General features: G+C 74.8%; 24 protein-coding genes and 1 pseudogene. 13 read left to right on the top strand and 12 right to left on the bottom strand.

The genetic code is table 11. The features are described 5' to 3' along the window. The 5 genes and pseudogenes from ACQRUO_RS23440 to ACQRUO_RS23420 form a co-directional block, all read left to right on the top strand. Positions 1-789 (top strand): annotated as a pseudogene (locus ACQRUO_RS23440) (DEAD/DEAH box helicase); the annotation flags it as partial. 133 nt (positions 790-922) lie between these two features. Continuing rightward, positions 923-1,801: an alpha/beta fold hydrolase gene (locus ACQRUO_RS23435; protein ID WP_428317994.1), complete on the top strand. Its 879-nt coding sequence runs from the start codon at positions 923-925 to the stop codon at positions 1,799-1,801. Between the two features lie 246 nt (positions 1,802-2,047). Beyond that, positions 2,048-2,194 (top strand): hypothetical protein, encoded by a 147-nt coding sequence (locus tag ACQRUO_RS23430; protein WP_428317993.1) that lies wholly within the window; start codon positions 2,048-2,050, stop codon positions 2,192-2,194. A 317-nt stretch (positions 2,195-2,511) separates the two neighbouring features. Then, complete coding sequence (locus tag ACQRUO_RS23425) at positions 2,512-3,150, top strand: DUF6758 family protein (RefSeq protein ID WP_428317992.1); 639 nt, start codon at positions 2,512-2,514, stop codon at positions 3,148-3,150. Positions 3,151-3,225: 75 nt separating this feature from the next. After that, on the top strand, positions 3,226-4,116 hold the full coding sequence (locus ACQRUO_RS23420; protein ID WP_428317991.1) for a PHP domain-containing protein: 891 nt from the start codon (positions 3,226-3,228) through the stop codon (positions 4,114-4,116). Between the two features lie 60 nt (positions 4,117-4,176). On the opposite strand, the gene ACQRUO_RS23415 is transcribed toward ACQRUO_RS23420, so the two are convergent. From ACQRUO_RS23415 to ACQRUO_RS23405, 3 genes are all read right to left on the bottom strand, one after another. After that, complete coding sequence (locus tag ACQRUO_RS23415) at positions 4,177-4,821, bottom strand: suppressor of fused domain protein (RefSeq protein WP_428317990.1); 645 nt, start codon at positions 4,819-4,821, stop codon at positions 4,177-4,179. A 99-nt stretch (positions 4,822-4,920) separates the two neighbouring features. Beyond that, positions 4,921-5,841, bottom strand: coding sequence for a DMT family transporter (locus ACQRUO_RS23410; protein WP_428317989.1), 921 nt, complete (start codon positions 5,839-5,841; stop codon positions 4,921-4,923). Next, a complete protein-coding gene (locus ACQRUO_RS23405) occupies positions 5,834-6,379 on the bottom strand; it encodes a hypothetical protein (RefSeq protein WP_428317988.1) in 546 nt (181 codons plus the stop codon). Before ACQRUO_RS23405 ends, ACQRUO_RS23410 begins: the two co-directional genes overlap by 8 nt. Positions 6,380-6,510: 131 nt before the next feature. On the opposite strand from ACQRUO_RS23405, the gene ACQRUO_RS23400 reads away from it, so the two are divergent. The 3 genes from ACQRUO_RS23400 (at position 6,511) to ACQRUO_RS23390 (ending at position 9,773) form a co-directional block, all read left to right on the top strand. Then, complete coding sequence (locus ACQRUO_RS23400; protein WP_428317987.1) at positions 6,511-7,902, top strand: magnesium transporter MgtE N-terminal domain-containing protein; 1,392 nt, start codon at positions 6,511-6,513, stop codon at positions 7,900-7,902. 85 nt (positions 7,903-7,987) lie between these two features. Next, positions 7,988-8,524, top strand: a complete 537-nt coding sequence (locus ACQRUO_RS23395) for a DUF1003 domain-containing protein (protein ID WP_428317998.1) — start codon at positions 7,988-7,990, stop codon at positions 8,522-8,524. A 91-nt stretch (positions 8,525-8,615) separates the two neighbouring features. Next, positions 8,616-9,773 carry an Mrp/NBP35 family ATP-binding protein gene (locus ACQRUO_RS23390; protein ID WP_428317986.1) on the top strand — a complete coding sequence of 386 codons (1,158 nt, stop codon included), beginning with the start codon at positions 8,616-8,618 and terminating at the stop codon, positions 9,771-9,773. Positions 9,774-9,852: 79 nt separating this feature from the next. On the opposite strand, the gene ACQRUO_RS23385 is transcribed toward ACQRUO_RS23390, so the two are convergent. From ACQRUO_RS23385 to sigE, 4 genes are all read right to left on the bottom strand, one after another. Then, positions 9,853-10,551, bottom strand: a complete 699-nt coding sequence (locus ACQRUO_RS23385; RefSeq protein WP_428317985.1) for a hypothetical protein — start codon at positions 10,549-10,551, stop codon at positions 9,853-9,855. 141 nt (positions 10,552-10,692) lie between these two features. After that, a complete protein-coding gene (locus ACQRUO_RS23380; protein WP_428317984.1) occupies positions 10,693-11,133 on the bottom strand; it encodes a sec-independent translocase in 441 nt (146 codons plus the stop codon). Positions 11,134-11,278: 145 nt separating this feature from the next. Further along, entirely contained in the window at positions 11,279-12,265 is a 987-nt protein-coding gene (locus ACQRUO_RS23375; protein WP_428317983.1) for a zf-HC2 domain-containing protein, read from the bottom strand. Continuing rightward, positions 12,262-13,041, bottom strand: a complete 780-nt coding sequence (gene sigE, locus ACQRUO_RS23370) for an RNA polymerase sigma factor SigE (protein WP_428317997.1) — start codon at positions 13,039-13,041, stop codon at positions 12,262-12,264. The genes ACQRUO_RS23375 and sigE overlap by 4 nt, the downstream gene beginning before the upstream one ends. Before the next feature lie 328 nt (positions 13,042-13,369). Here sigE and ACQRUO_RS23365 point away from each other — a divergent pair, with 328 nt between their 5' ends. Beyond that, entirely contained in the window at positions 13,370-13,999 is a 630-nt protein-coding gene (locus ACQRUO_RS23365) for an O-methyltransferase (RefSeq protein ID WP_428317996.1), read from the top strand. Positions 14,000-14,132: 133 nt separating this feature from the next. Here the strand turns inward: ACQRUO_RS23365 and ACQRUO_RS23360 are convergent, their stop codons facing one another. Beyond that, positions 14,133-14,300 (bottom strand): DUF3117 domain-containing protein, encoded by a 168-nt coding sequence (locus ACQRUO_RS23360; RefSeq protein WP_083976644.1) that lies wholly within the window; start codon positions 14,298-14,300, stop codon positions 14,133-14,135. A gap of 386 nt (positions 14,301-14,686) precedes the next feature. On the opposite strand from ACQRUO_RS23360, the gene ACQRUO_RS23355 reads away from it, so the two are divergent. Then, a complete protein-coding gene (locus ACQRUO_RS23355; protein WP_428317982.1) occupies positions 14,687-15,487 on the top strand; it encodes an enoyl-CoA hydratase-related protein in 801 nt (266 codons plus the stop codon). Positions 15,488-15,573: 86 nt separating this feature from the next. On the opposite strand, the gene ACQRUO_RS23350 is transcribed toward ACQRUO_RS23355, so the two are convergent. Beyond that, positions 15,574-16,140 carry a DNA-3-methyladenine glycosylase I gene (locus ACQRUO_RS23350; protein WP_428317981.1) on the bottom strand — a complete coding sequence of 189 codons (567 nt, stop codon included), beginning with the start codon at positions 16,138-16,140 and terminating at the stop codon, positions 15,574-15,576. Beyond that, a complete protein-coding gene (locus tag ACQRUO_RS23345) occupies positions 16,137-16,601 on the bottom strand; it encodes a DivIVA domain-containing protein (protein WP_428317980.1) in 465 nt (154 codons plus the stop codon). Before ACQRUO_RS23345 ends, ACQRUO_RS23350 begins: the two co-directional genes overlap by 4 nt. 221 nt (positions 16,602-16,822) lie before the next feature. Between ACQRUO_RS23345 and folP the strand changes: the two genes are divergently transcribed. After that, on the top strand, positions 16,823-17,635 hold the full coding sequence (folP, locus tag ACQRUO_RS23340) for a dihydropteroate synthase (RefSeq protein WP_428317995.1): 813 nt from the start codon (positions 16,823-16,825) through the stop codon (positions 17,633-17,635). A gap of 43 nt (positions 17,636-17,678) precedes the next feature. Here the strand turns inward: folP and ACQRUO_RS23335 are convergent, their stop codons facing one another. Both ACQRUO_RS23335 and dapE read right to left on the bottom strand, forming a co-directional pair. Continuing rightward, a complete protein-coding gene (locus ACQRUO_RS23335; RefSeq protein ID WP_428317979.1) occupies positions 17,679-18,518 on the bottom strand; it encodes a TIGR00730 family Rossman fold protein in 840 nt (279 codons plus the stop codon). Between the two features lie 129 nt (positions 18,519-18,647). Further along, complete coding sequence (gene dapE / locus ACQRUO_RS23330) at positions 18,648-19,742, bottom strand: succinyl-diaminopimelate desuccinylase (RefSeq protein ID WP_428317978.1); 1,095 nt, start codon at positions 19,740-19,742, stop codon at positions 18,648-18,650. A gap of 186 nt (positions 19,743-19,928) precedes the next feature. Between dapE and ACQRUO_RS23325 the strand changes: the two genes are divergently transcribed. Next, on the top strand, positions 19,929-20,927 hold the full coding sequence (locus ACQRUO_RS23325; RefSeq protein ID WP_428317977.1) for a hypothetical protein: 999 nt from the start codon (positions 19,929-19,931) through the stop codon (positions 20,925-20,927). A 327-nt stretch (positions 20,928-21,254) separates the two neighbouring features. Next, positions 21,255-22,268, top strand: coding sequence for a hypothetical protein (locus ACQRUO_RS23320; protein ID WP_428317976.1), 1,014 nt, complete (start codon positions 21,255-21,257; stop codon positions 22,266-22,268). Positions 22,269-22,319 lie beyond the last annotated feature (51 nt).

Genomic DNA, 22,319 nt, shown 5'->3' with positions numbered 1-22,319 from the left:
CGGCGCTCGCGCGGTGGCGCGGCCTCGGGTGAGGCGGCCGCGGCCGCGGTGACCCAGGCCCCGGTGGCCGCCGAGGCCGCGGCGGTCGAGACGGCCCCCGCTGTCGAGGCGGTCGCGGTGGTCGAGGCGCCGCTGGTGCCGGTCCAGGCGACCGCACCGGCCGCGGAGAACGCCGCGCCGGCCGCCAAGAAGGCCACCCGGACCCGCAAGACGGCAGCCAAGAAGACCGTTGCTGAGCCGGCTGCCGCCGAGGCCGCCGTGGCGGAGGCCGCGGCCATCGTCGAGGCTGCTGTCGAGGCGGTCGTCGAGGCCGCGCCGGTCGCCAAGAAGGCGACTCGGACCCGGAAGACGGCGGCCGAGAAGGCCACCGCCGAGCCCGTGACGGTCGAGGCGACCGTGGTCGAGGAGGCCCCGGCCCCGCGCAAGCGCACCACCAAGAAGGCCACCGCCGACGCGGTCGCCATCGACGAGGCGCCGGCCAAGAAGACCACCGCCAAGAAGACCACCACCCGCAAGACGGCAGCCAAGAAGACCGCCGCCGAGCCCGTGGCCGTCGAGGCGACCGTGGTCGAGGAGACCCCGGCCCCGCGCAAGCGCACCACCAAGAAGGCCACCGCCGACGCGGTCGCCATCGACGAGGCCCCGGCCAAGAAGACCACCACCCGCAAGACGGCAGCCAAGAAGACCGCCGCCGAGCCCGTGACGGTCGAGGCGACCGTGGTCGAGGAGACCCCGGCCCCGCGCAAGCGCACCACCAAGAAGGCCGCCGCGGCACCGGCGACCGACTGACGCGGCACCAGTTGCTGCCCAACCGGGGCGGGCGGACCTGCGGGTTCGTCCGCCCCGGGCGTTCTTGCGCCGCCCGTCGCCCCCTATGCTCGGAGCGGCCCCGCAGCCCGGCCGACCGAGGAGAAGACCCACGATGAGCGAGCCGCCCTTCCTCGACCTGCCCGACTGCGCCCGCGCCGTCGCGCTGGCCACCCCGCGCGGGGAGTTCGCCGCGCTGCGCGCCGAGCCCGCGGGTCCGCCGCGCGGCACCCTGCTGCTGGTGCCCGGGTTCACCGGCAGCAAGGAGGACTTCATCGCGCTGCTCGAACCCCTGGCGCAGGCCGGCTTCCGGGTCGTCAGCTACGACCAGCGCGGCCAGTACCAGAGCAAGGGCCCGGCCGACCGGGCCGCCTACGCGCTGCCCGAGCTGGCCCTGGACCTGACGGCGGTCACCGAGCTGCTGGCCGGCGAGGCGGGGGCGGGCCCGGTGCACCTGCTCGGCCACTCCTTCGGCGGCCTGGTGGCCCGCGAGGCGGTGCTGGCCGCCGGCGCACCGCTGCCCTGGGCCTCGCTGGTCCTGCTGTCGACCGGCCCCGGCCCGATCGAGCCGGCGGAGGCGGCCCGCACCCGGATGCTGATGGACGCGCTGCCGGTCTGGGACCTGGAGACGATCTGGCAGGTCAAGCAGCAGATGGCGGGCGCCGAGGAGGGCGCGGGCCGGCCGCCGGAGATCGCCGGGTTCCTGCACCGGCGCTGGCTGGCCAACGAGCCGCAGGCCCTGCTCGCGATGGGCGAGCGGCTGCTCGAGCAGCCGGACCGGACCGCGGAGCTGGCTTCCGTCCCCGCGCCCATGCTGTACGTCTCGGGGGTCGAGGACTACGCCTGGCCGGTCGCCGAGCAGGCCCGCACCGCCGAGCGGCTGGGCATCCGGCACGTGGTCATCGAGGGCGCCGGGCACTCCCCGAACGCCGAACGCCCGGCGCGGACCGCGGCCGAGCTGCTCGCCTTCTGGTCCTCCGTCAGCACCGGCTGAGCCGCCGCGCCCGGGCCCCCCGGGCGATTCTCACGGGCCAAAAATCCTTAGTTACGGTAATATTTGATTCAGACCGGAAATGGAACCCGCCGCTCCTGCGGTTGAACCCGGCAGCCGCCGCGTCGAAGAGGGCGCAACCCAGCCGTAACGGCCGGGCAACCGCCCGGAAGCCGCCCCTTGTCACGCTGGCATACCGGCACACCCCACCGCCTCGCTCGCAGTCGAGGCCCGGACAAGGAGAGACCCATGCGTTTCGAGATCCTCCGACTGGACGACCAGCGGGGCGCCGCGACCGACCGCCTGATCGCCGACGCGGAGACCGTCCGCCGCCTGGTGGAGGACGCCGCCCGCACCGGCGAGCGCCTCTACATCCGGCCCTGCCAGGCCGGCTGACACCGCCGCAGCCCGAGCGACCGCCCGGCCGCTCGACACCCGCGGTCCGGCCGCCCGACGCCCCGTCACCCGATCCGCGGTGGCGGGGCGCCGCCGTGCCCACCCGGCGCACCGCGGCCCCGGGCACGCCCCGTGGACGTTTGGTGCCGAGTGCTGCGGGACATCCCCTAGCGGGGGCCGCCGCCCCGGCACGACGCTCCTGCCCAGGGGCGTCCCGCACCACTCGAGGCCCGTGGCGTCCGGAGATTCGCGCCCAAGCCCTCCGTACGGGTGATCGTCCTTGACGCGGCGGTCCGGAGGGAGGAGCGTTGGCTGTCATGAGGGGCGAGCCAAGTTGCCCGAGGTGCGGCGGTCGGGTGCGTGCCCCCGGGCTCTTCTCCGACACCTGGCAGTGTGACAAGCACGGAGCCGTCCACCCGATGCAGCCCGTGCTGCCGCCGAGCGTGGAGGCGCTGGGGGTCGCGGTCGCCCGCTCCCAGGTCCCCGTCTGGCTGCCCTGGCCGCTCCCGGTCGGCTGGCTCTACACCGGCATCGCCCATGCCGGTGACGACCTGTCCGGTGCCCGCGCCACGGCCGTGGCCTGCTCCGGCCCGGCACCGCTCGGCGGCATCGGCGAGCTGGTCCTGGTCGCCGAGGAGCTGGGCGTCGGCCTCGGCGCCCGGTACGCCGGGTTGCCCGGTCCCGACCCCGGCGACGCGATCTCGCTGCACAAGCCCGCCGACACCAAGCTGATGGCGGCCGGCCGGCCCACCCCGATGTGGCACGTCGCCGGCGCCCCCGAGGACCGCGCCGTCTACGTCGGCGAGGCGCTCGGCCTGTGGCTCTGGGCGATCGCCTGGCCCGAGCAGTCGGCCCTGCTGATGTACGACGAGCTGGTGCTGACCGACCTGCGGGACGCCGGCGCCGAGCTGGAGCTGCTGCCCTGCGGGGCGCTGTCGCCCCGGCTGCTGGGCTGACGGTGCTCGTGTTCCAGCCGCACCACGGCTGGCTATCCTGGGCTGTTCCGTCCGCCGCCCGCTTGGAGCCCGCCCGTGCGCATCGACCTGCACGCCCACAGCAACGCCTCCGACGGCACCGACACGCCGGCCGAGCTGGTGGCGGCCGCCGTCGCCGCCGGGCTCGACGTGGTCGCGCTGACCGACCACGACACGGTGGCCGGCCACGCCGAGGCCGCCGCCGCGCTGCACGCGCTGCCCGCCGGCCACCGGCTCACCCTGGTGCCGGGCGCCGAGCTGTCCTGCCGGGTCGAGGGGATCAGCATGCACCTGCTGGCCTACCTGTTCGACCCGGCCGAGCCGGCCTTCGCCCGCGAGCGCGAGCTGGTGCGCACCGACCGGTTCCGGCGGGCCCGCGCGGTGGTCGAGAAGTGCCGGGAGCTGGGCGCGCCGATCACCTGGGAGCAGGTGCAGCGGATCGCCGGGCTGGACGGCAGCACCGAGGCCACCGAGGGCGGCAGCTCGGTGGGCCGCCCGCACGTCGCCAGCGCGCTGGTCGAGGCCGGCGTGGTGGCCACCGTCTCCGACGCCTTCACCGCCGACTGGCTGGCCACCGGCGGGCGGGCCGACGTGCCCAAGCACGAGACCGACCCCGCCGAAGCGGTCCGGCTGGTCCGGGCGGCCGGCGGGGTGCCGGTCTTCGCCCACCCCGGCGCGGTCAAGCGCGGCGAGACGGTCTCCGAGCAGGTGATCGAGGACCTCGCGGCGGCCGGCCTCGGCGGCCTGGAGGTGGACCACGTCGACCACGACGAACCGACCCGGGCCCGGCTGCGCGCCCTGGCCGCCGAGCTCGGGCTCTTCACCACCGGGTCGAGCGACTACCACGGCGCCCGCAAGACCGTCCGGCTCGGCGCCCACACCACCGCGCCGGAGAGCTACCAGCAGCTGCTCGCCCAGGCCACCGGCGCCCGGCCGATCAGCGTCTGAGCCGCCCACCGGCCCGCACCGGGCGTGCACCGGCCCGGGGCGGACCGGGCGGCCGGGCGGTCAGTCCAGCGCCACCTGGCGCCGCTGCGGGTCGCGCAGGTCGGTGCCGCGGGCCAGCCAGCGCTCCTGCAGCTCGGCGGCGCCGTGCACCCGCTTGTGGGCGGCCTCGTTGGGCGTCATCGGCAGCAGCGGCAGGAAGCGCACCGCCTCCGCCGGCTCGGGCAGCTCCAGGTCCGCCACCAGCCCGCCCCCCTCGGCGACCAGCACCGAGGTGAACGGCGCGCCCTCCCAGAGCGGGGCCCCGAGGTCGAGCGAGCTGCCGGGGGCCACCACCACACCCTCGACCTGCGGGGTCGCGGCGAAGGTGGCCAGCGCGCGCAGCACGTCGTCGCGGCCGCCGCGCAGGCTGAGCAGCAGCTCGGCACGCGGGCCGCGGACCGGGTCGGCCAGCACCGCGGTGGGGTCGGCCATCGGCGCGGCGGCCATGCCGAGCGTGGCGTAGCGGACCAGTCCCTCGGTGTCCGGCCCGAACCGCAGCAGCTCGATCCGCTCGGCTCCGAGGAAGGTGATCGCGGCCCGGCCGGTGGGCTCGCCGAAGGCGGTCAGCAGCCGGGCCTCGACGGCGGCCAGCACCTCCGCCCGGGTCGGGCCCGTCGGGCCGGCGGGCTGGCTGGGGTCGCCGAAGAGCGGGAAGTCGTGCGCCATACCCGCGAGCGTACCGGTCGGTAGCCACGGCCGGAGCGGGCCCGGCGACCACCGTCGGCGCGGGCCCGGAGCCCACGGCCGGCGCGGGCCGGGGAACGGCTACCCGCGCCCGCCGCGGACCACCAGGCCCAGGCCGAGCAGGATCAGCAGCACCGCCGGGTAGGCCGCCGGCGCGGGCGTCTGCCCCAGCCAGACGGCGGCGATCAGGGCCGCACCGGGGGTCTCCAGCAGGATCGCGGTCGAGGTGACCGAGGGCCCGAGGGTGCGCACCACCCGGTTGCTCAGCGAGTGCCCGAGGAACTGCGCGGCGACCATCAGCAGCACGATCTGCCCCCAGGCCTGCCCCGACCAGCCGGACAGCCGGACGTCGCCGACCAGGCAGACCACCAGCAGCACCAGCGCGGTGGTGGCGTAGCAGACCAGGGTGTACGCGGTGGTGCTGACGGTCCGTCGGACCTCGGCGCCGAGCAGCATGTACCCGGCCGCGGCCAGGCCCGCGGCGAGCGCCAGCGCGTCGCCGGCCAGCGCCCGCCCGGAGAGCGACAGGTCGACCCCGGTCAGCACCAGCACCCCGCCGAAGGCCACGCACATGCCGAGCCAGACCAGCCGCGACGGCCGGTGCCCGGCCAGTCGCAGCAGCAGGATGGTCCAGAGCGGGGTGGTGGTGACCAGGGCGGTGGAGGAGGCCACCGAGGTCATCCGCAGGCTGGGCATCCAGAGCGCGAAGTGGGCCGCGAGCAGCGCGCCGGCGGCGATCGCGAGCAGCAGCGGCCGGCGGCCGATGGCGCGCAGCTCGGCCCGGTGGCGGAGCAGTGCGTAGGGACCGAGCACCCCGACCGACAGCAGGTTGCGCCAGCAGGCGATGGCGAGCGCGGGCGCGGCGGTGGCGCTGATCAGCGGTGCGGAGAAGGAGATGCCGGTGATCGAGAGGGCGAGCAGCAGCAGGTCGCCGCGCGGCGCGCGGGGCGCCGGGAGGGCGGCCGCGCGGGGCGCGTCCTGCTCGACCGCCGTCTCAGCCACGGCGCTTCAGGCGCCCGAGCACCAGCTTGGGCAGCCCGGCCGGGATCGGCCGGCGGGTGGTCACCGGGGTCGGCAGCGGCTGGGCGGCGTGCGAGGCGTGCGGCATCGCGCCCGGCTTCTCGGCCAGGACGCCGGCCGGCTCCAGCCGCAGCACCCGGCACTCGCGGGCCCAGCGGTCGCCGATGGTGTCGGTGTCCGGGGCGTTCAGCCGCTTGGTCCGCAGCTCCTCCACCGCGCCGGTCCAGGCCTCGCTGTGCGGCTCGGCGACCGTCACGGTGACCGGGAAGGCGATCAGCCGGCCCCCCTTGTCCTTGCTGCGGACGGTGACCTCCGCCGCCGCGCCCGCGCGCAGGCCGTGCAGCGGCTGCTCGTCGCCGTCGCCGACCAGGACCACGGCCCCGTCGTGCCAGGCGTGCCAGACCGGGCGGCGCTCGGTCGAGTCCGCCGCCCTCACCCAGAGCAGGCCGGACTTCTTCACGGCCTCCTCCAGCAGGGCGCGGTCGAGGAAGTCGTCAGCGGGGGCGCTCGTTCCGTCCATGCCGGACAGGGTACGGGGCGCGGACGGCCCGGCAGCGGTCGGATCCGGCCAGTGAACAACGTCAAGAACGCGTTTGGATACCCTGGCCCCCGTTGACGGAACCCCAGTGCGGGTGAATCGGGAGGAGCTCGATGGCAGGGCACGGCAGCCGGGTCTTCATCTCGCACCTGGCCGGGGTCGCGGTCTTCGACCCGAACGGTGACCAGGTCGGCCGGATCCGCGACGTGGTGGTGTCGCTGCGGGTCGGCGGCCGGCCGCCCCGGGTGCTCGGCCTGGTGGTCGAGGTGGTCGGGCGGCGCCGGATCTTCCTGGCGATGACCCGGGTGACCAGTCTGGAGTCCGGCCAGGTGCTGACCACCGGCGTGGTCAACATGCGCCGGTTCGAGCAGCGCCCGACCGAGACCCTGGTGCTCGCCGAGTTGCTGGACCGCCGGGTCACCGAGACGGTCTCCGGTGACGAGGTGACCGTGCTCGACGTCGCCATGGTGCAGACCCGGCTGCGCGAGTGGGAGATCAGCAAGGTCTTCGTGCAGCGCGGCCGGGCCGCCCGGCTGCGCAAGAACCGCGGCGAGGCGGTGACCCTGGACTGGTCCGCGGTCACCGGCTTCACGCTGGTGGAGGAGGAGCAGGGGGCCGCCAACCTGCTGGCCACCTTCGAGCAGCTGCGCGCGGCCGACCTGGCCGGGGTGATGCACCACCTGTCCGCCAAGCGCCGCGCCGAGGTGGCCGCCGCGCTGGACGACGAGCGGCTCGCCGACGTGCTGGAGGAGCTGCCCGAGGACGACCAGGTGGAGATCCTCGGCAAGCTGCAGGACGAACGGGCCGCCGACGTGCTGGAGGCGATGGACCCGGACGACGCCGCCGACCTGCTCTCCGAACTGCCCGGCGACGAGGCGGAGCGACTGCTCCAGCTGATGGAGCCGGAGGAGGCGGCGCCGGTGCGCCGGCTGCTCTCCTACGAGGAGGACAGCGCCGGCGGTCTGATGACCACCGAGCCGATCATCCTGGAGCCGAACGCCACGGTGGCCGAGGCGCTGGCCCGGGTGCGGGTCTCCGACCACAAGCCGGCGCTGGCCGCCCAGGTCTACATCTGCCGGCCGCCGAACGAGACGCCGACCGGCACCTACCTGGGCACCGTGCACTTCCAGCGGCTGCTGCGCGAGCCGCCGTACACCCTGCTCGGCTCGATCGTCGACGACGACCTGGACCCGCTCCCGCCGGACACCCCACTCTCCCTGGTGACCAGCTACCTGGCCACCTACAACCTGGTCTCCGCGCCGGTGGTGGACGAGGCGGACCACCTGCTCGGCGCCGTCACGGTCGACGACGTGCTGGACCACCTGCTGCCCGAGGACTGGCGCGAGGCCGCGCTGCACGGCGGCGGCGGGCACCACGGCACCGAGCCCACCGGCGCCGAGCCCACCAGCGCCGGGCACACCGGCGCCGGGCCCACCAGCACCGGGCACACCGACAGCAAGCACACCGACCGCGAGCACGGAAACGAGGCGCCCGGTGGACGCTGACCGCAAGCAGCGCTCGGCCGGCCGCGACGAGCCGGCCCGCCAGCGCATCCAGGGTGAACTGCGCGACCTGCGCCAGCTGCGCGAACTGCGGGCCCGCGAGGGCAGCCGGACCCAGACCGTGCACGGCACCGCGGTGCGGGCCCGGCTGGACCAGCCGCGCACCGCGCGCCCGGGCCTGTTCACGCTGCCCGCCTACGACCCGGAGGCCTTCGGCCAGTTCTCCGAGCGGATCGCGCGCTTCCTCGGCACCGGACGGTTCATCGTCTGGATGACGGTGGTGATCATCATCTGGGTGCTCTGGAACACCATGCTGCCGACGAACGTGCGGTTCGACGAGTACCCGTTCATCTTCCTCACCCTGGTGCTGTCGCTGCAGGCCTCCTACGCCGCCCCGCTGATCCTGCTGGCGCAGAACCGGCAGGACGACCGGGACCGCGTCAACATGGAGCAGGACCGGGCCCGCAGCGAGCGCAACATCGCGGACACCGAGTACCTGGCCCGCGAGGTGGCCGCGCTGCGCCAGGGGCTGGGCGAGGTGGCGACCCGCGACTTCATCCGGTCCGAGCTGCAGGGCCTGCTGAAGGAGCTGGACGGGCGCGCCACCGAGGCCGAATCCGCCTGATCAACCGGGCTGCCGGAGAGCCCGGTTCACTGTGATCACCGGCACGCTACCGGTCAGTCACCGGTCGAGCGGCGAGCCGTACCATCAAGGCATGGCCAATGAGACTGAGGTGCAGCCCGGTGTGACGGAGGAGTCCGTCCGCAAGGCGCTGGCGACCGTGCAGGACCCCGAGATCAACCGTCCGATCACCGAGCTCGGCATGGTGAAATCGGTGCAGCTGGCCGGCGGCACGGTGCAGGTCGCGGTCTACCTGACCGTCTCGGGCTGTCCGATGCGCGAGACGATCACCGACCGGGTGAAGACCGCGGTCGGCCGGATCCCCGGTGTCACCTCGGTCGAGGTCGAGCTCGACGTGATGAGCGACGAGCAGCGCAAGGAGCTCTCCCAGCTGCTGCGCGGCGGTGCCCCGGAGCGGGAGATCCCGTTCGCCAAGCCCGGCACGCTGACCCGGGTCTACGCGGTGGCCTCCGGCAAGGGCGGGGTCGGCAAGTCCTCGGTGACCGTCAACCTGGCCGCCGCGCTGGCCGCCCAGGGCCAGAAGGTCGCCGTGGTGGACGCCGACATCTACGGCCACAGCGTGCCGCGGATGCTGGGCGTCGAGGGCCGCCCGACCCAGGTGCAGGACATGATCATGCCGCCGTCGGCGAACGGCGTGAAGGTGATCTCGATCGGCATGTTCACCCCGGGCAACGCCCCGGTGGTCTGGCGCGGCCCGATGCTGCACCGCGCCCTCCAGCAGTTCCTGGCCGACGTCTACTGGGGCGACCTGGACGTGCTGCTGCTCGACCTGCCGCCCGGCACCGGCGACATCGCCATCTCGGTGGCCCAGCTGGTGCCGAACGCCGAGATCCTGATCGTCACCACCCCACAGCAGGCCGCCGCCGAGGTGGCCGAGCGGGCCGGCACCATCGCGCTGCAGACCCACCAGAAGATCGTCGGCGTGATCGAGAACATGGCCGGCATGCCCTGCCCGCACTGCGACGAGATCGTGGACGTCTTCGGCACCGGCGGCGGCCAGACCGTGGCCGACGCGCTCACCCGGGCCACCGGCGCCTCCGTCCCGGTGCTCGGCAGCATTCCGATCGATGTCCGGCTGCGCGAGGGCGGCGACGACGGCACCCCAGTGGTGCTGGCCGCCCCCGACTCCCCCGCGGGCGCAGCCCTGCGGTCCGTCGCGGACAAGCTGGCCAACCGCCAGCGCGGCCTGTCCGGCCTCTCGCTCGGGCTGACCCCGAAGAACAAGTTCTGAGCAGCAGAACGAGTCCTGAGCCGTCCCGGCCGGGGCCCGCGCGCGGCGTCTGCCGTGCGGGGCCCCGGCCGGCGTGCTGTCAGGCCCCCGCGGGCGCCGGGCGGGTGTACGAGGCCAGGTCCTGGATCGCGCTGAAGCCCGTGCCGTAGGCGCTCACCCCGCGGCCGTAGGCGCCGAGCAGCACCCCGGGAGCCTCGCCGGCCAGCACCCAGCCGTACTCGGACTCGCGGTAGCGGAAAGGCTGCGGCAGGCCGTTCACCGGCAGGGTGAGCGGGGACCAGCCGGGGCCGCCGAGGTCGTCGGCCAGGTCCCAGGCGAGCGCGGTCTGCTGGTCCAGCCACTCCTGGCGGCGGCTGCGGTCCAGCTGGCCGGGCCAGGTGACGGCGAGCAGGCCGGAGCCGGCCAGCCAGGCGGCCGAGGAGGCGGAGGTCGCCTCCAGCACCCCGGTGCCGTCGGCGCTGCGCCGGCCGGGGCGGCGGGCCACCGTGACCACCACGGCGAACCGGCTCGGCCCGGGGGCCTCCGGCTGCTTGGGCGGCTGCTCGCCGTGGCCCACCGAGCCGTAGTCGATGCTGCGCGGCACCCCAGGGCGGTGACCGCCGGCGCCGGCCTGGAGCAGCCAGCGACGGCCGGTCCAGCCCTCGTCCAGCCCGTACCAGGGGAAGTCGGCCGCCTGGTAGGGGGCCAGCGGGTCGGCGGGCTCGGCCGTGCGCCGGCCCGGTACCTCAGCCGCCTGGGCGGTGGCCGTGCCCACCGCGCGACCGCTCGTCGTGTCCAATCCGGTCCTCCTTGGCAGCCCTGCGATCTGTCGGGCAATCAGCACAATAGCGGCGGAGTACGGCGACACCCCGCCCGGCGGACGGCCTGGCGGGGTGTCGTGCTCAGTGCGGAGTAGAGCGCGGGGTCGGGCGGGGCCCGATCAGGTGGCGTCGAGGTCGAACGGCGGGCGCTCGCCGGCGGTCAGCGGCGGGCCCGCATCGGCCGTCTTCAGGGTGTTGACGCCGCCGGCGGCGGCCGCCGCCTTGGTGGTGGTGGCCACCGGGCCGGCCGGCTTGTCGTCCAGCACCGACTTGAGGTCCAGACCCTCGCGCAGGTCCTTCAGGCCGAGCGGGTCCTGCTCGCCGCCGATCAGGTTCTTGCGCACGAAGGTCTTCGGGTTGAGGTCCTCGAACTCGAAGTCCTTGAACTCCGGCCCCAGCTCGCTGCGGATGTCCGCCTTGGCGCTGTCGGCGAAGGCCCGCATCTTGCGGATGAACCCGGTGGCGTCCTGGATCAGCTTGGGCAGCTTGTCCGGCCCGAAGATCACGATCGCCATGACCACCAGGGTGATCATCTCGAGTGGGCCTATGTCGAAGAACACGTAAGCTCCCAGCTGCTGGCGGACGGTCCCGGCTCGGCCCTTGCTTCCGGGTCTCTACAGCGTAATGGCCACCGGCCGATCCTCGGTCCACGGCCGGACGAATCCGTGGTAAAGATCAACCGGTGGCCCAGGAGGAGCCGGACCGCTACGGGCGCATCACGTGGCCGTGGATGACCGGGTTGACCGCCAGCGCGCCCGGGCCGGGGGTCAGCAGGTCGTAGGTGTGCGCACCGGAGGCGCCGAACGGCAGGTCCACGGTGAGCGGGGCGCTCACCGGGCCGACCGGCCCGGAGCCCGGCACCTGCGGGTTGACCACGCTGCCGTGCTGCTCCTCGACCGGGCTGTCCCCGGCCACCGCGGCCAGCCCCAGGCTGCCGATGCCGCCCAGCGTCACCGCCGCGACCGAGAAGGCCCCGGCCGCCGCGACCACCAGCCGCCGGCCGCGCGGCTGCCCGCCGGTGCGCGGCAGCAGCTCGACCACCCGCCGCTCGCCCGGGCCCGCGGGGCGGTTGCCGGTACGCCGACCGCCCCAGAGCCGGGACTCGCCGCCGCGGCCGCCGAGCTCCGGCGCGTCCTCGGGCAGCACCGGGTCGCCGCCGAACGCACCGCGCCCGAAGGAGGAGCCGGCCCCGCGGCCGAAGGAGGAACCCGCGCCCCGGCCGAACGAGGCGCCCGCCCCGCGGCCGAAGGAGCCGCCGGTCAGCCGGCTGCCGCCGAGCGTGGGCAGGCCGGACAGGCCGGGCTCGGCCGCCGGCCGGCCGGTGCCGGAGGGGCCGCCGGAGCCGCCGTCGAGGTCGTCGGGCTGCGCCGCGACCGCCATCAGCCGGGCCATCAGCAGCCCGGACGGCCCGGGGGCCGCGGTCCCGGTGAGCAGTTGCTTGACCGAGCGGGCCTCGTCGGCCTCGTGCAGGCAGTGCTCGCAGGTGGCCAGGTGGGCCTGGACCCGCTCGCGGTCGTCATGGCCGAGCTCGCCGTCCAGGTACGCGGTCAACCGGTCGCCCAGGTGCTCCTCCGCCTGCGGGGGCTCGCCGCGCCGGACCGTGATCGGCCGCAGCACCGGGACCGCCTGACGCGTGCTCTGCTGCTCGGCGGGCGCCGGGCGCTTCGCCCCGGACCGGCCTGCACCGCTCACGACCGCCTCCGCCCACTCCCGCCCGCGCCGGCCGGGACCACCGGCTCCGGGACCACCACCGACTCCGGCTGCTCGGAGCCGCCGCGCCGCACCCGACCCGGCGCCGCGCCCGGCGCGCGGTGCTTCAGCGCGGCCCGCAGGTGCGAGCGGCCGCGGTGGATCCGGCTGCGCACGGTGCCGAGCTTGACGCCCAGGGTGGCCGCGATCTCCTCGTAGGACAGGCCCTCGATGTCGCAGAGCACCACGGCGGCCCGGAACTCGGGCGCCAGGGTGTCCAGCGCCTGCTGCACGTCGGCGTCGAAGTGGGTGTCGCTGAAGGCCTGCGCGGGGCTGGGCTCACGGCTGGGCAGCCGCTCGGCGGCGTCCTCGGCGAGCGCGTCGAAGCGGATCCGCTGCCGTCGGCGGACCATGTCCAGGAACAGGTTGGTGGTGATCCGGTGCAGCCAGCCCTCGAAGGTGCCCGGGGTGTAGGTGGAGAGCGAGCGGAAGACCCGGACGAAGACTTCCTGGGTCAGGTCCTCGGCGTCGTGCTGATTGCCGGTCAGGCGGTAGGCCAGGCGGTAGACCCGGGCGCTGTGCGCCTCGACGATCTCCTCCCAACTGGGCGGAGTCCAGCTCTGCGCGTCGGGCCCCTCGGTGAAGGTCGCGAGCGCGGCGGGGGCCGAGGGCTCGGCGGCGGCGCCGTCGACCGACTGGTCCAGGGGGGAGTGCGCAGACTGGTTCATCACGGGCTTCGGCTTACGGGCCGACGAGGTACCGCGGAGTTGCCGCAGCACGGGGACGTCGCCCTCGGCCACACCTCCTCGGTTGGCTCTTCTGCCCAGCAGGGCCACCACCATATCCACCTCACCCGTCAGTTCTGGATAAAAGTGTGCTCATCCACCCGAACACGGCCCGGGCGGCCCATCGGCGCCCGTACGGCCCCTCCGGCGGCACTCCTCCCAGGCGGCTCCTCCCAGGGGGCTCGTTCGTCCCGGAGTGCGCGGCCACGGCGCCCTCCGACCGGTCCAACGGCCCGCCGCCCGACGCGGTTCCCGCCCGGCCAGTAATCTGTGGCAGGAAATATCGACATCCGGCAGCGCCCCTACACCCCAGGACCAGACCATCGACTTCGGGCCCGCGGCTGCGACCCTCGCCGACACCTACGTCGGCGAGGACGCCGTGCTGACCTACGCCAGGTCCCAGGCGGCCCGCACCGGGGTGCGGGCGATCGGCCCGAGCGGCGGCGCCTGCCTGCGGCTGCTGGCCGCCGCGCTGGCCGCCAAGGCGGTCGCCGAGATCGGCACCGGGACCGGCGTCTCCGGCCTGTACCTGCTGCGCGGGATGCGTCCGGACGGGATCCTGACCACCGTCGACCCGGAGCCGATCCGCCAGGAGTTCGCCCGCGAGGCCTACCTGGCGGCGGGCTTCGCGGCCAACCGGGCCCGGTTCATACCCGGGCGGGCCCTGGACGTGCTGCCGCGGCTTGCCGACGGCCAGTACGACCTGGTGTTCTGCGACGGCGACATGGCCGAGTCGCGGGACTACCTCGCAGAATCGTTGCGGCTGCTCAGACCGGGCGGCGTGGTCTGCTTCGAGGGGGTCTTCCAGCAGGGCCGGCTGACCGACCCGGCGCTGGACGACCCGGCCACCGGGGCGGTGCGCGAGCTGGTCCAGGCGGTGCGGGAGAGCAAGCAGCTGCTGCCCGCGCTACTGCCGGTCAGCGACGGGCTGCTCTGCGCGGTGAAGCGGTAGCGACCGGCCCGGGCCGGAGCGGCGGGAAACGCAACGCCGGAGCGGCGGGGAACGCGACGAGGCCCGGGCCGCCGGTGTGCACCAGCCGGTCCCGGGCCCCGTGGGGCGCGCAGGTGCGCGCGTAGCGCGAGAGTCAGCCGCAGGCCTGCTTCAGGGCCTCACCCAGGGCGCTTGCCTCGTCCGGAGTGAGCTCCACCACCAGGCGACCGCCGCCTTCGAGCGGAACTCGCATGATGATGCCCCGCCCCTCCTTGGTGACCTCGAGCGGGCCGTCACCCGTCCGCGGCTTCATGGCCGCCATGCTCGTTCCCCTTCCTGCAACCGCTCAGCTACGTACCAGCAGTCCGTCCACCGCTGGTATCGAACGCATTGATCGGAAGCCATTATCCCGCATTCGGCGCCCCGATGACCAACATCACTCTTCAGGCCCCAGCGGCCACATCGGCACGAAGCGGCTGATTCCCGCTCAGGACCCCCCTCACCCGGCCGGGCGAAGCGGCATCAGAAGCCGGGCCAGGACTGCCCAGGACGGCTACCATCCGGCCGACCGGGCCACCTCGGGTGACCCGGCGGCCGGCCGCACGCAAGGGGCGCCAAAGGTGCGCTAGCTCACACTCCCCCCGCCCGGTGCGCTCCGGCATGCTGACTCAGGTCCGCGGTGTTACCGACCGGTTGGGAGCCCCACGCATGTCCGACTCCGTCCTGTACGAGCTCGACGGCCCGCTCGCCGTCATCACGATCAACCGTCCCGACGCGATGAACGCGCTGGACGTGCCCACCAAGGTCGCGCTGCGGGACACGGTGACCGCCGCCGCGGCCGATCCGGCGGTCCGCGCGGTGCTGCTGACCGGGGCCGGCGGCCGGGCCTTCTGCGTCGGGCAGGACCTCAACGAGCACCTCGGCCTGCTGCGCCGCGCCGAGGAGACCGGCGAGCCGCCGCTGAAGACGGTCGCCGAGCACTACAACCCGCTGGTCCGGGCGCTGGCCGGGATGCGCAAGCCGACCGTGGCCGCGGTCGGCGGGGTGGCGGCCGGTGCCGGCGCCTCGCTCGCCTTCGCCTGCGACTTCCGGATCGTGGCCGAGACGGCCGGCTTCAACACCTCCTTCGCCGGTGTGGCGCTCACCGCCGACTCCGGCGCCTCCTGGACCCTGCCGCGGCTGGTCGGCCACGCCCGGGCCACCGAGCTGCTGATGTTCCCGCGCACCGTCAAGGCCGCCGAGGCGCTCACCCTCGGGCTCGCCACCCAGGTCGTCCCGGCGGACGAACTTGCCGCCACCGCGCGCGAGTTCGCCCTGCGGCTGGCGAACGGGCCGACCGTCGCGTACGGCGCGATCAAGGCCGCGCTGGACTTCGGCGCCAGCCACTCGCTGAGCGAGACGCTGGACAAGGAGGACGAGCTGCAGACCCTGGCCGGCGGCAGCGAGGACCACCGGATCGCGGTCGACGCCTTCCTCGCCAAGGAGGCCCCGAAGTTCGTCGGCCGCTGAGGCCCTGAAGCCACTGAGGCCGCTGAGGCCCTGAGGTCGCCGAGGCCACGGCAACCACGGCAGCCATGGAGGCCGCCCGCCGCCGCTCAGCGCGCGTGACAGTCCGCCAGGTGGTCGTTGACCAGCCCGCAGGCCTGCATCAGCGCGTAGGCGGTGGTCGGCCCGACGAACCGGAACCCGTGCTTCTTCAGCTCCTTGGCCAGCGCGGTGGACTCCGGGGTGACCGCCGGGACGTCGGCCAGGGTGCGCGGCGCCGGCCGCTCGGGGTCGCCGGCGTACTGCCAGACCAGCGCGTCCAGGCCGCCGGCCAGCGCCTGGGCCGCGCGGGCGTTGGCCACCGCGGCGGCGATCTTCGCCCGGTTGCGGATGATCCCGGGGTCCGCCAGCAGCCGGGCCTGGTCGGCCTCGGTGAAGGCCGCCACCCGGTCGATCCGGAAGCCCGCGAAGGCCGCCCGGAAGCCCTCCCGGCGGCGCAGGATGGTGATCCAGGAGAGCCCGGACTGGAAGGCCTCCAGGCAGACCCGCTCGAACAGGGCGTCGTCGCCGTGCACCGGCTTGCCCCACTCGGTGTCGTGGTAGACCCGGTAGTCGTCCGCGGACTCGCCCCAGGGGCAGCGCAGCAGGCCGTCCGGGCCCGGCTCGAGGTCGGTCACTCCTGCTCCGCGCGACCGGGCGCGTCGCCCGGCGCCGGGGCATCGGGGGCGGTCGGACGGTCCGCGGCGGTCGGTGCGGGCTGCTCGCCGCCCGGCGCCTCGTCGGCCGCCACGTAGTCCGCCAGGCCCGGCAGCGGCGCCCCGCCGGCGCGGCCGGCGGCCGCCTCGGCCCCGGCGCCCACCGCGACCGCGGCCTCCAGCTCGGCGATCCGCGAGTCGCGGTAGGCCAGCTCGGCGCCGAGCCGGTCCAGCACGTCGTCCACCTGGTCCATCCGGTAGCCGCGCACCGCCATCGGGAGCCGCAGTTCGTCCACGTCCTGCCGGTTCAGCGGCCGCTCCTGCGGCAGCTTGGCCGCGATCCGGTCGGGCACGGCCTCCGGCATGGAACCGCCGCCGCCCAGTGCCACCAGCGCGGCGCCGCCGACCACCACGGCCATCGCCACCACGATCACCCAGAACACGAGCTGTCCTCCCGAGACGTGAGTATGCGGCCCTATGAGGGATCATCCCAGTGAGGGATCATCGCGTGCGGGATCATGGACCCCTGGGAAGGCCGGGGCCCCATCATCGCACCAGGGCACCCCTGGATCGATACCTGCGAGACGCGCCGTGAACAGCTGGAGGAACAAGGGTGGCACTGCGCCTGGGACCGCGTGAGTTCGGCGCGGACGAGCTGGTCATCATGGCCATCGTCAACCGCACCCCCGACTCCTTCTTCGACCGCGGCGCGACCTTCGCCGACGAGGCCGCCTTCGCCGCCGCGGACCGGGCGGTGGCCGAGGGCGCGGCGATCCTGGACATCGGCGGGGTCAAGGCCGGCCCCGGCGAGGAGGTCACGGTCGAGGAGGAGCTGCAGCGCACCGTGCCGTTCGTCGCCGAGCTGCGCAAGCGGCACCCGGACGCGGTGATCAGCGTGGACACCTGGCGGCACGAGGTGGGCGAGGCGGTCTGCGAGGTGGGCGCCGACCTGCTGAACGACGCCTGGGGCGGGGTCGACCCCAAGCTCGCCGAGGTGGCCGCCCGGCACGGCGCCGGCCTGGTCTGCACCCACGCCGGCGGCGCCGAGCCGCGCACCCGCCCGCACCGGATCGGCTACCGGGACGTGATGGCGGACATCCTGGAGGTCACCGTGGGCCTGGCCGAGCGGGCCGCCGCCCTGGGGGTGCGCCGGGACGGGCTGATCATCGATCCCGGGCACGACTTCGGCAAGAACACCCGGCACTCGTTGGAGGCCACCCGGCGGCTGCCGGAGATGACCGCCACCGGCTTCCCGGTGCTGGTCTCGCTCTCCAACAAGGACTTCGTCGGCGAGACCCTGGACCGGCCGGTCGACCAGCGGCTGCTCGGCACGCTGGCCACCACCGCGGTCTCGGCCTGGCTGGGCGCCCGGATCTACCGGGTCCACCAGGTGGCCGAGACCCGGCAGGTGCTGGACATGGTCGCCTCGATCCGCGGCACCCGCCCACCGGCGGTGGCGCGCCGCGGCCTGGCCTGAGGGCGCGCCGCGGCCCGGCCCGAGCGCGCCCCGCCGCCTGCGCTCAGAGCTCGCCGTTGGGGCGGCGCGACTCGGCGAGGATCTTCAGCACGTCGTCGATCTCGTCGGTCACCTGGAACAGCTCCAGGTCCGCCGGCGAGGCCTTGCCCTCCGCCACCAGGGTGTCCCGCAGCCAGTCCACCAGACCGCTCCAGTAAGCGCTGCCGAAGAGGATCACCGGGAACCGGGTGACCTTCTTCGTCTGCACCAGGGTGAGCGCCTCGAACAGCTCGTCCAGCGTGCCGAGGCCGCCGGGCAGCACCACGAAGCCCTGCGCGTACTTCACGAACATCGTCTTGCGGACGAAGAAGTAGCGGAAGTTCAGCCCGAGGTCGACGTACGGGTTCAGCCCCTGCTCGAACGGCAGCTCGATGCCCAGGCCGACGCTCAGGCCGCCCGCCTCCGAGGCGCCCCGGTTGGCCGCCTCCATCGCCCCCGGGCCGCCGCCGGTGATCACCGCGTAGCCGGCCTCCGCCAGCGCCCGCCCGATCGCCACCCCGGAGGCGTAGTCGGCCGAGTCGACCGGGGTCCGGGCCGAGCCGAAGACGCTGACCGCCGCCGGGAGTTCGGCCAGTGCGCCGAAGCCCTCGACGAACTCCGAGGTGATCCGCCAGACCCGCCAGGGGTCGGTGTGCAGCCAGTCGGTCGGCCCGGTGGTGTCCAGCAGGCGCTGGTCGGTGGTGCTCGCCTCGACCTGGTCGCGGCGCAGCAGCACCGGACCCTTCTGCTTCTCCGGCCAGGCCTTCTGCGGCGAGTCCAGCCCGCTCGGGGAGGTCTCCGCCAGCTCCGGCCCGTGGCCGAAGCGCCGTCCGTCTGCGCCGTGCTGCGCTGATGTCCCTGTCATGACGAAACTCTACGCCCGGCGGGGGTGCACAACGGGGAACCTCCAGCGGGCGGGCAGCCGACGGTCCGGCGACGGGGCGCCACCGCTCCCCCGGGCGCCCGCCGGCCGACCGGCGGGCGCCGACGGGCGCTACTCGCCCGCGGTCAGCCAGGCCCGCAGCCGGGCCTCGACCTCGGCGATCGCGCTCAGCGAGACGTGCTCGTCCCGCTTGTGCGCCAGGTTCGGGTCGCCGGGGCCGTAGTTGACGGCGGGCACGCCGAGCGCGCTGAACCGGGCCACGTCGGTCCAGCCGAACTTGGCCCGCGCCTGGCCGCCGGTGGCCGCCAGGAAGGCCTGGGCGGCCGGCTGGCCCAGCCCCGGCAGCGCGGCCGGCGAGCGGTCGACCACCTCCAGCGGGTGGCCGGCGAAGACCTCGCGCAGGTGCTCCTCGGCCTGCTCCAGCGAGCGGTCCGGCGCGAAGCGGAAGTTGACGGTCACCACGCACTCGTCGGGGATCACGTTGCCGGCCACCCCGCCGCTGATGCCGACCGCGTTCAGGCCCTCGCGGTACTCCAGTCCGTCGATCTCCACCCGGCGGGCCTGGTAGGTGGAGAGCCGGCCGAGCACCTCGGCCGCCTTGTGGATCGCGTTCTCGCCGTTCCAGCTGCGGGCCGAGTGCGCCCGCACCCCGCTGAGCGTGACCTTGGCCCGCAGGCTGCCCTGGCAGCCGCCCTCGACGACCGCGCCGCTGGGCTCCATCAGCACCGCGAAGTCGGCGGCCAGCCAGTCGGGGTGCTGGGTCACCAGGTGGCCCAGGCCGTTGCGGACCGCGTCGACCTCCTCGCAGTCGTAGAAGACGAAGGTGAGGTCGCGGTTGGGCTCGGTCAGCGTGGCGGCCAGCCGCAGCTGGACGGCCACCCCGGACTTCATGTCGGCGGTGCCGCAGCCCCAGAGCAGGTCGCCCTCGACCCGGGAGGGGACGTTGTCGGCGATCGGCACGGTGTCCAGGTGGCCGGCCAGCAGCACCCGCTCGGCCCGGCCCAGCATGGTGCGGGCCACCACGTTGTTGCCGTAGCGGTCCACGGTCAGGTGCGGCAGGGTGCGCAGGGCGGCCTCGACGGCGTCGGCCAGCGGCTTCTCCTCCCCGCTCACCGAGGGGAAGTCGACCAGTCGGGCGGTGAGCGCACCGCCGTCCAGGGTCAGGTCGAGGGCGGTCGGGACACTGGTGGCGGGCAGGCTGCTCATGGCCGCCAAGCCTAGCCGTGGCCACCTGGCGGGGGCTCGCGTGCCACACGGGACCGGGCCGGCCGGTGCCGCTGTGCAACCGATGCGGACCGCACAGTCGTCCGCACCGATGTGGACTGAGTACGGTGTGCCGAGGAAAACGCGTTGACACGGGACGCCGGACACGAGAGAGGGGCCACGGTGGTCATGCAGGAGGAGACGGCCCGCGGCCGTCGGCGGCGCCGACCGTTTCGCTGGGTACTGACCTCCCTGCTGCTCATCGGCGCCGTGGTGGCCGGCGTGGTGCTGTGGAACCGCAGCCACAACCAGCTGGCGGCCGAGCAGTGCGAGGTCACCCCGGTGGGCGGCAAGCCGATCCCGATGTCCCTGGACCAGGGCGCCAACGCGGCGACCATCACCGCCGTCACCATCGCCCGCGGGCTGCCGGAGCGGGCGGCGACGATCGCGCTGGCCACCGCGCTGCAGGAGTCCAAGCTGCACAACCTGGCGGGCGGCGACCGCGACTCGGTCGGCCTGTTCCAGCAGCGGCCCTCGCAGGGCTGGGGCACCGCGGACCAGATCATGGACCCGGTCTACACCACCGACAAGTTCCTCGACGCGCTGGTGAAGGTGAACGGCTACGCCCGGCTGCCGCTCACCGAGGCGGCGCAGGACGTGCAGAAGAGCGGCTACCCCGGCGCCTACGCCAAGCACGAGGCGAACGCCACCGCGCTGGCCGAGGCGCTGTCCGGCCGGGCGCCGGGCATGTTCAGCTGCACCGTGCACTCCTTCGACCAGCCGCTCGCCGCGGACTCCGACCCGTCGGCGAGCCCGAGCAGCGGCGGCGGGGCCGCCGGCGGCACCTCGACGGCGCAGGCCGCGCAGCAGCTGACCGACCGGGTGCACCGCGAGTTCGGTCAGACGGTGACCGTGGCGCCGGCCCCGGGCGGCGCGCCCGGCATCCTGGCGCTCACCCCGACCGCGGCCGCCAACACCGGCAGCGGCCCCGACGCGCAGGCCCAGGGCGGCTGGGCGGTGGCCCAGTGGGCGGTGGCCCAGGCCCAGGCGCAGGACATCGGCACCGTCTCGTTCGCCGGCAAGGAGTGGCGGATCGACCGCTCGGGCTCCGGCTGGCAGAACCAGCCCGCGGCGACCTCCGGCAGCCAGGTGCTGATCACCCTGGGGATGCCCGCCAAGACGAAGTGACCGTCAGCCCAGGTTGACGAACGCCCGCCCGCCCGCCGCCCGCAGGGGTGAACCGGCCCCCGCCGGTTGGACGTGCCCCCGGAGCGCGCCACGGGCGGCGGGCCGGCGCCGGGCGACGGGCCGCCGGGGCCGCGACACCCCGGCTGCCAGGGAGAGTGACGTTTCCTCAGCGCCTCGGCGACCCTGCGCGGCCACCCGGGAACGGAAAGAAGATCATGCGATCTTTAGTGACTCTTTACGTTCGGCCACCGAAACCTTCTCGCTCCTCAAGCGGTAATCACGGAGTCCGCCCGGCGGACTGTCGTGTCGTCACTACTTAGGAGCACCATGTCCCTCCCCCTCTCCCGCCGGATCGCCCAGGCCGCGCTCCTCGTCGCGGCCGGTGCGACCCCGCTGGTCGCCGCCGCCGGGTCGGCGTCCGCCCACGAACTGGTGCCGCAGGGCACCGATCTCGGCCAGGGGATCAGCAGGATCGACGGCCTCACCGAGCACTCGACCGTGCGGACCACCGCCCACTCGCTGGGCCAGGCGCTGGGGACCACGGGCGCGCTGCTCAGCGCCAAGGCCGTGCCGGCGGCCACCGACGCCGCCGCGCAGGCCGCGACCGACAAGCTGCCCGAGACCGGCAAGCTGACCGACCCGGCCCAGCTCGTCGACCAGCTGGCCCACCAGCCGGGCACCCCCCTCGCGGGCGTGACCCAGCTGACCGCGGCGACCGGCCAGCTCTCCAAGCTGCCGGTGGGCACGGTGCTGTCCGGCGGTCCGCAGCGTTCGATGCCGATGTCCGCCGGCGCCCCGACGGCCTCGATGCCCGGCATGACCGGCGGCGCGCCCAGCAACCCGCTGGAGCACCTGCCCATCCCGCAGGGGCCCGCCGTGAACGGGGTCGACAAGTTCGCCGGCCCGGAGACGCTGAACCACCCGGTCGCCGCCACCGGCCACCTGCTGGAGCAGGTCCCGGCCACCAGCAGCCTGGGCCAGTCGGTGCCGAGCGAGGACCGGCTGGCCACCGCCGTGCCGGCCACCGACCACCTGACCGGGGCGCTGCCGCTGCACGACACCACCGCCCAGCTGGGCCGGCAGCTGCCCGCCGCGCAGTCGCTGGGCAACCTGCCGAGCACCGACCACCTGACCCACGGGCTGCAGAACACGGGTGACCTGCTGCACCCGGGCCAGGCCACCGATGCGCTGCAGCTGCAGCAGCTGACCGGGCAGACCGACGAGGCCACCCACCGGCTGGGCAGCCTGCCCGGCCTCGGCAACGGCACCCCGGACCTGGGCAGCACCGTCACCGGCCTGCTGGGCAGCCTGGGCACCCAGCACCTGCCGTTGGGCAGCTGACCCCGTAGTCGCAGAACGCGGGTGGGGCTGGGACGGTCGAACCGTCCCAGC

The organism is Kitasatospora sp. LaBMicrA B282 (assembly GCF_050325825.1).
Taxonomy (GTDB): domain Bacteria; phylum Actinomycetota; class Actinomycetes; order Streptomycetales; family Streptomycetaceae; genus Kitasatospora.
The sequence above is the reverse complement of the archived record's forward strand: the minus strand, read 5'-3'. Positions and strand labels throughout refer to the sequence as shown.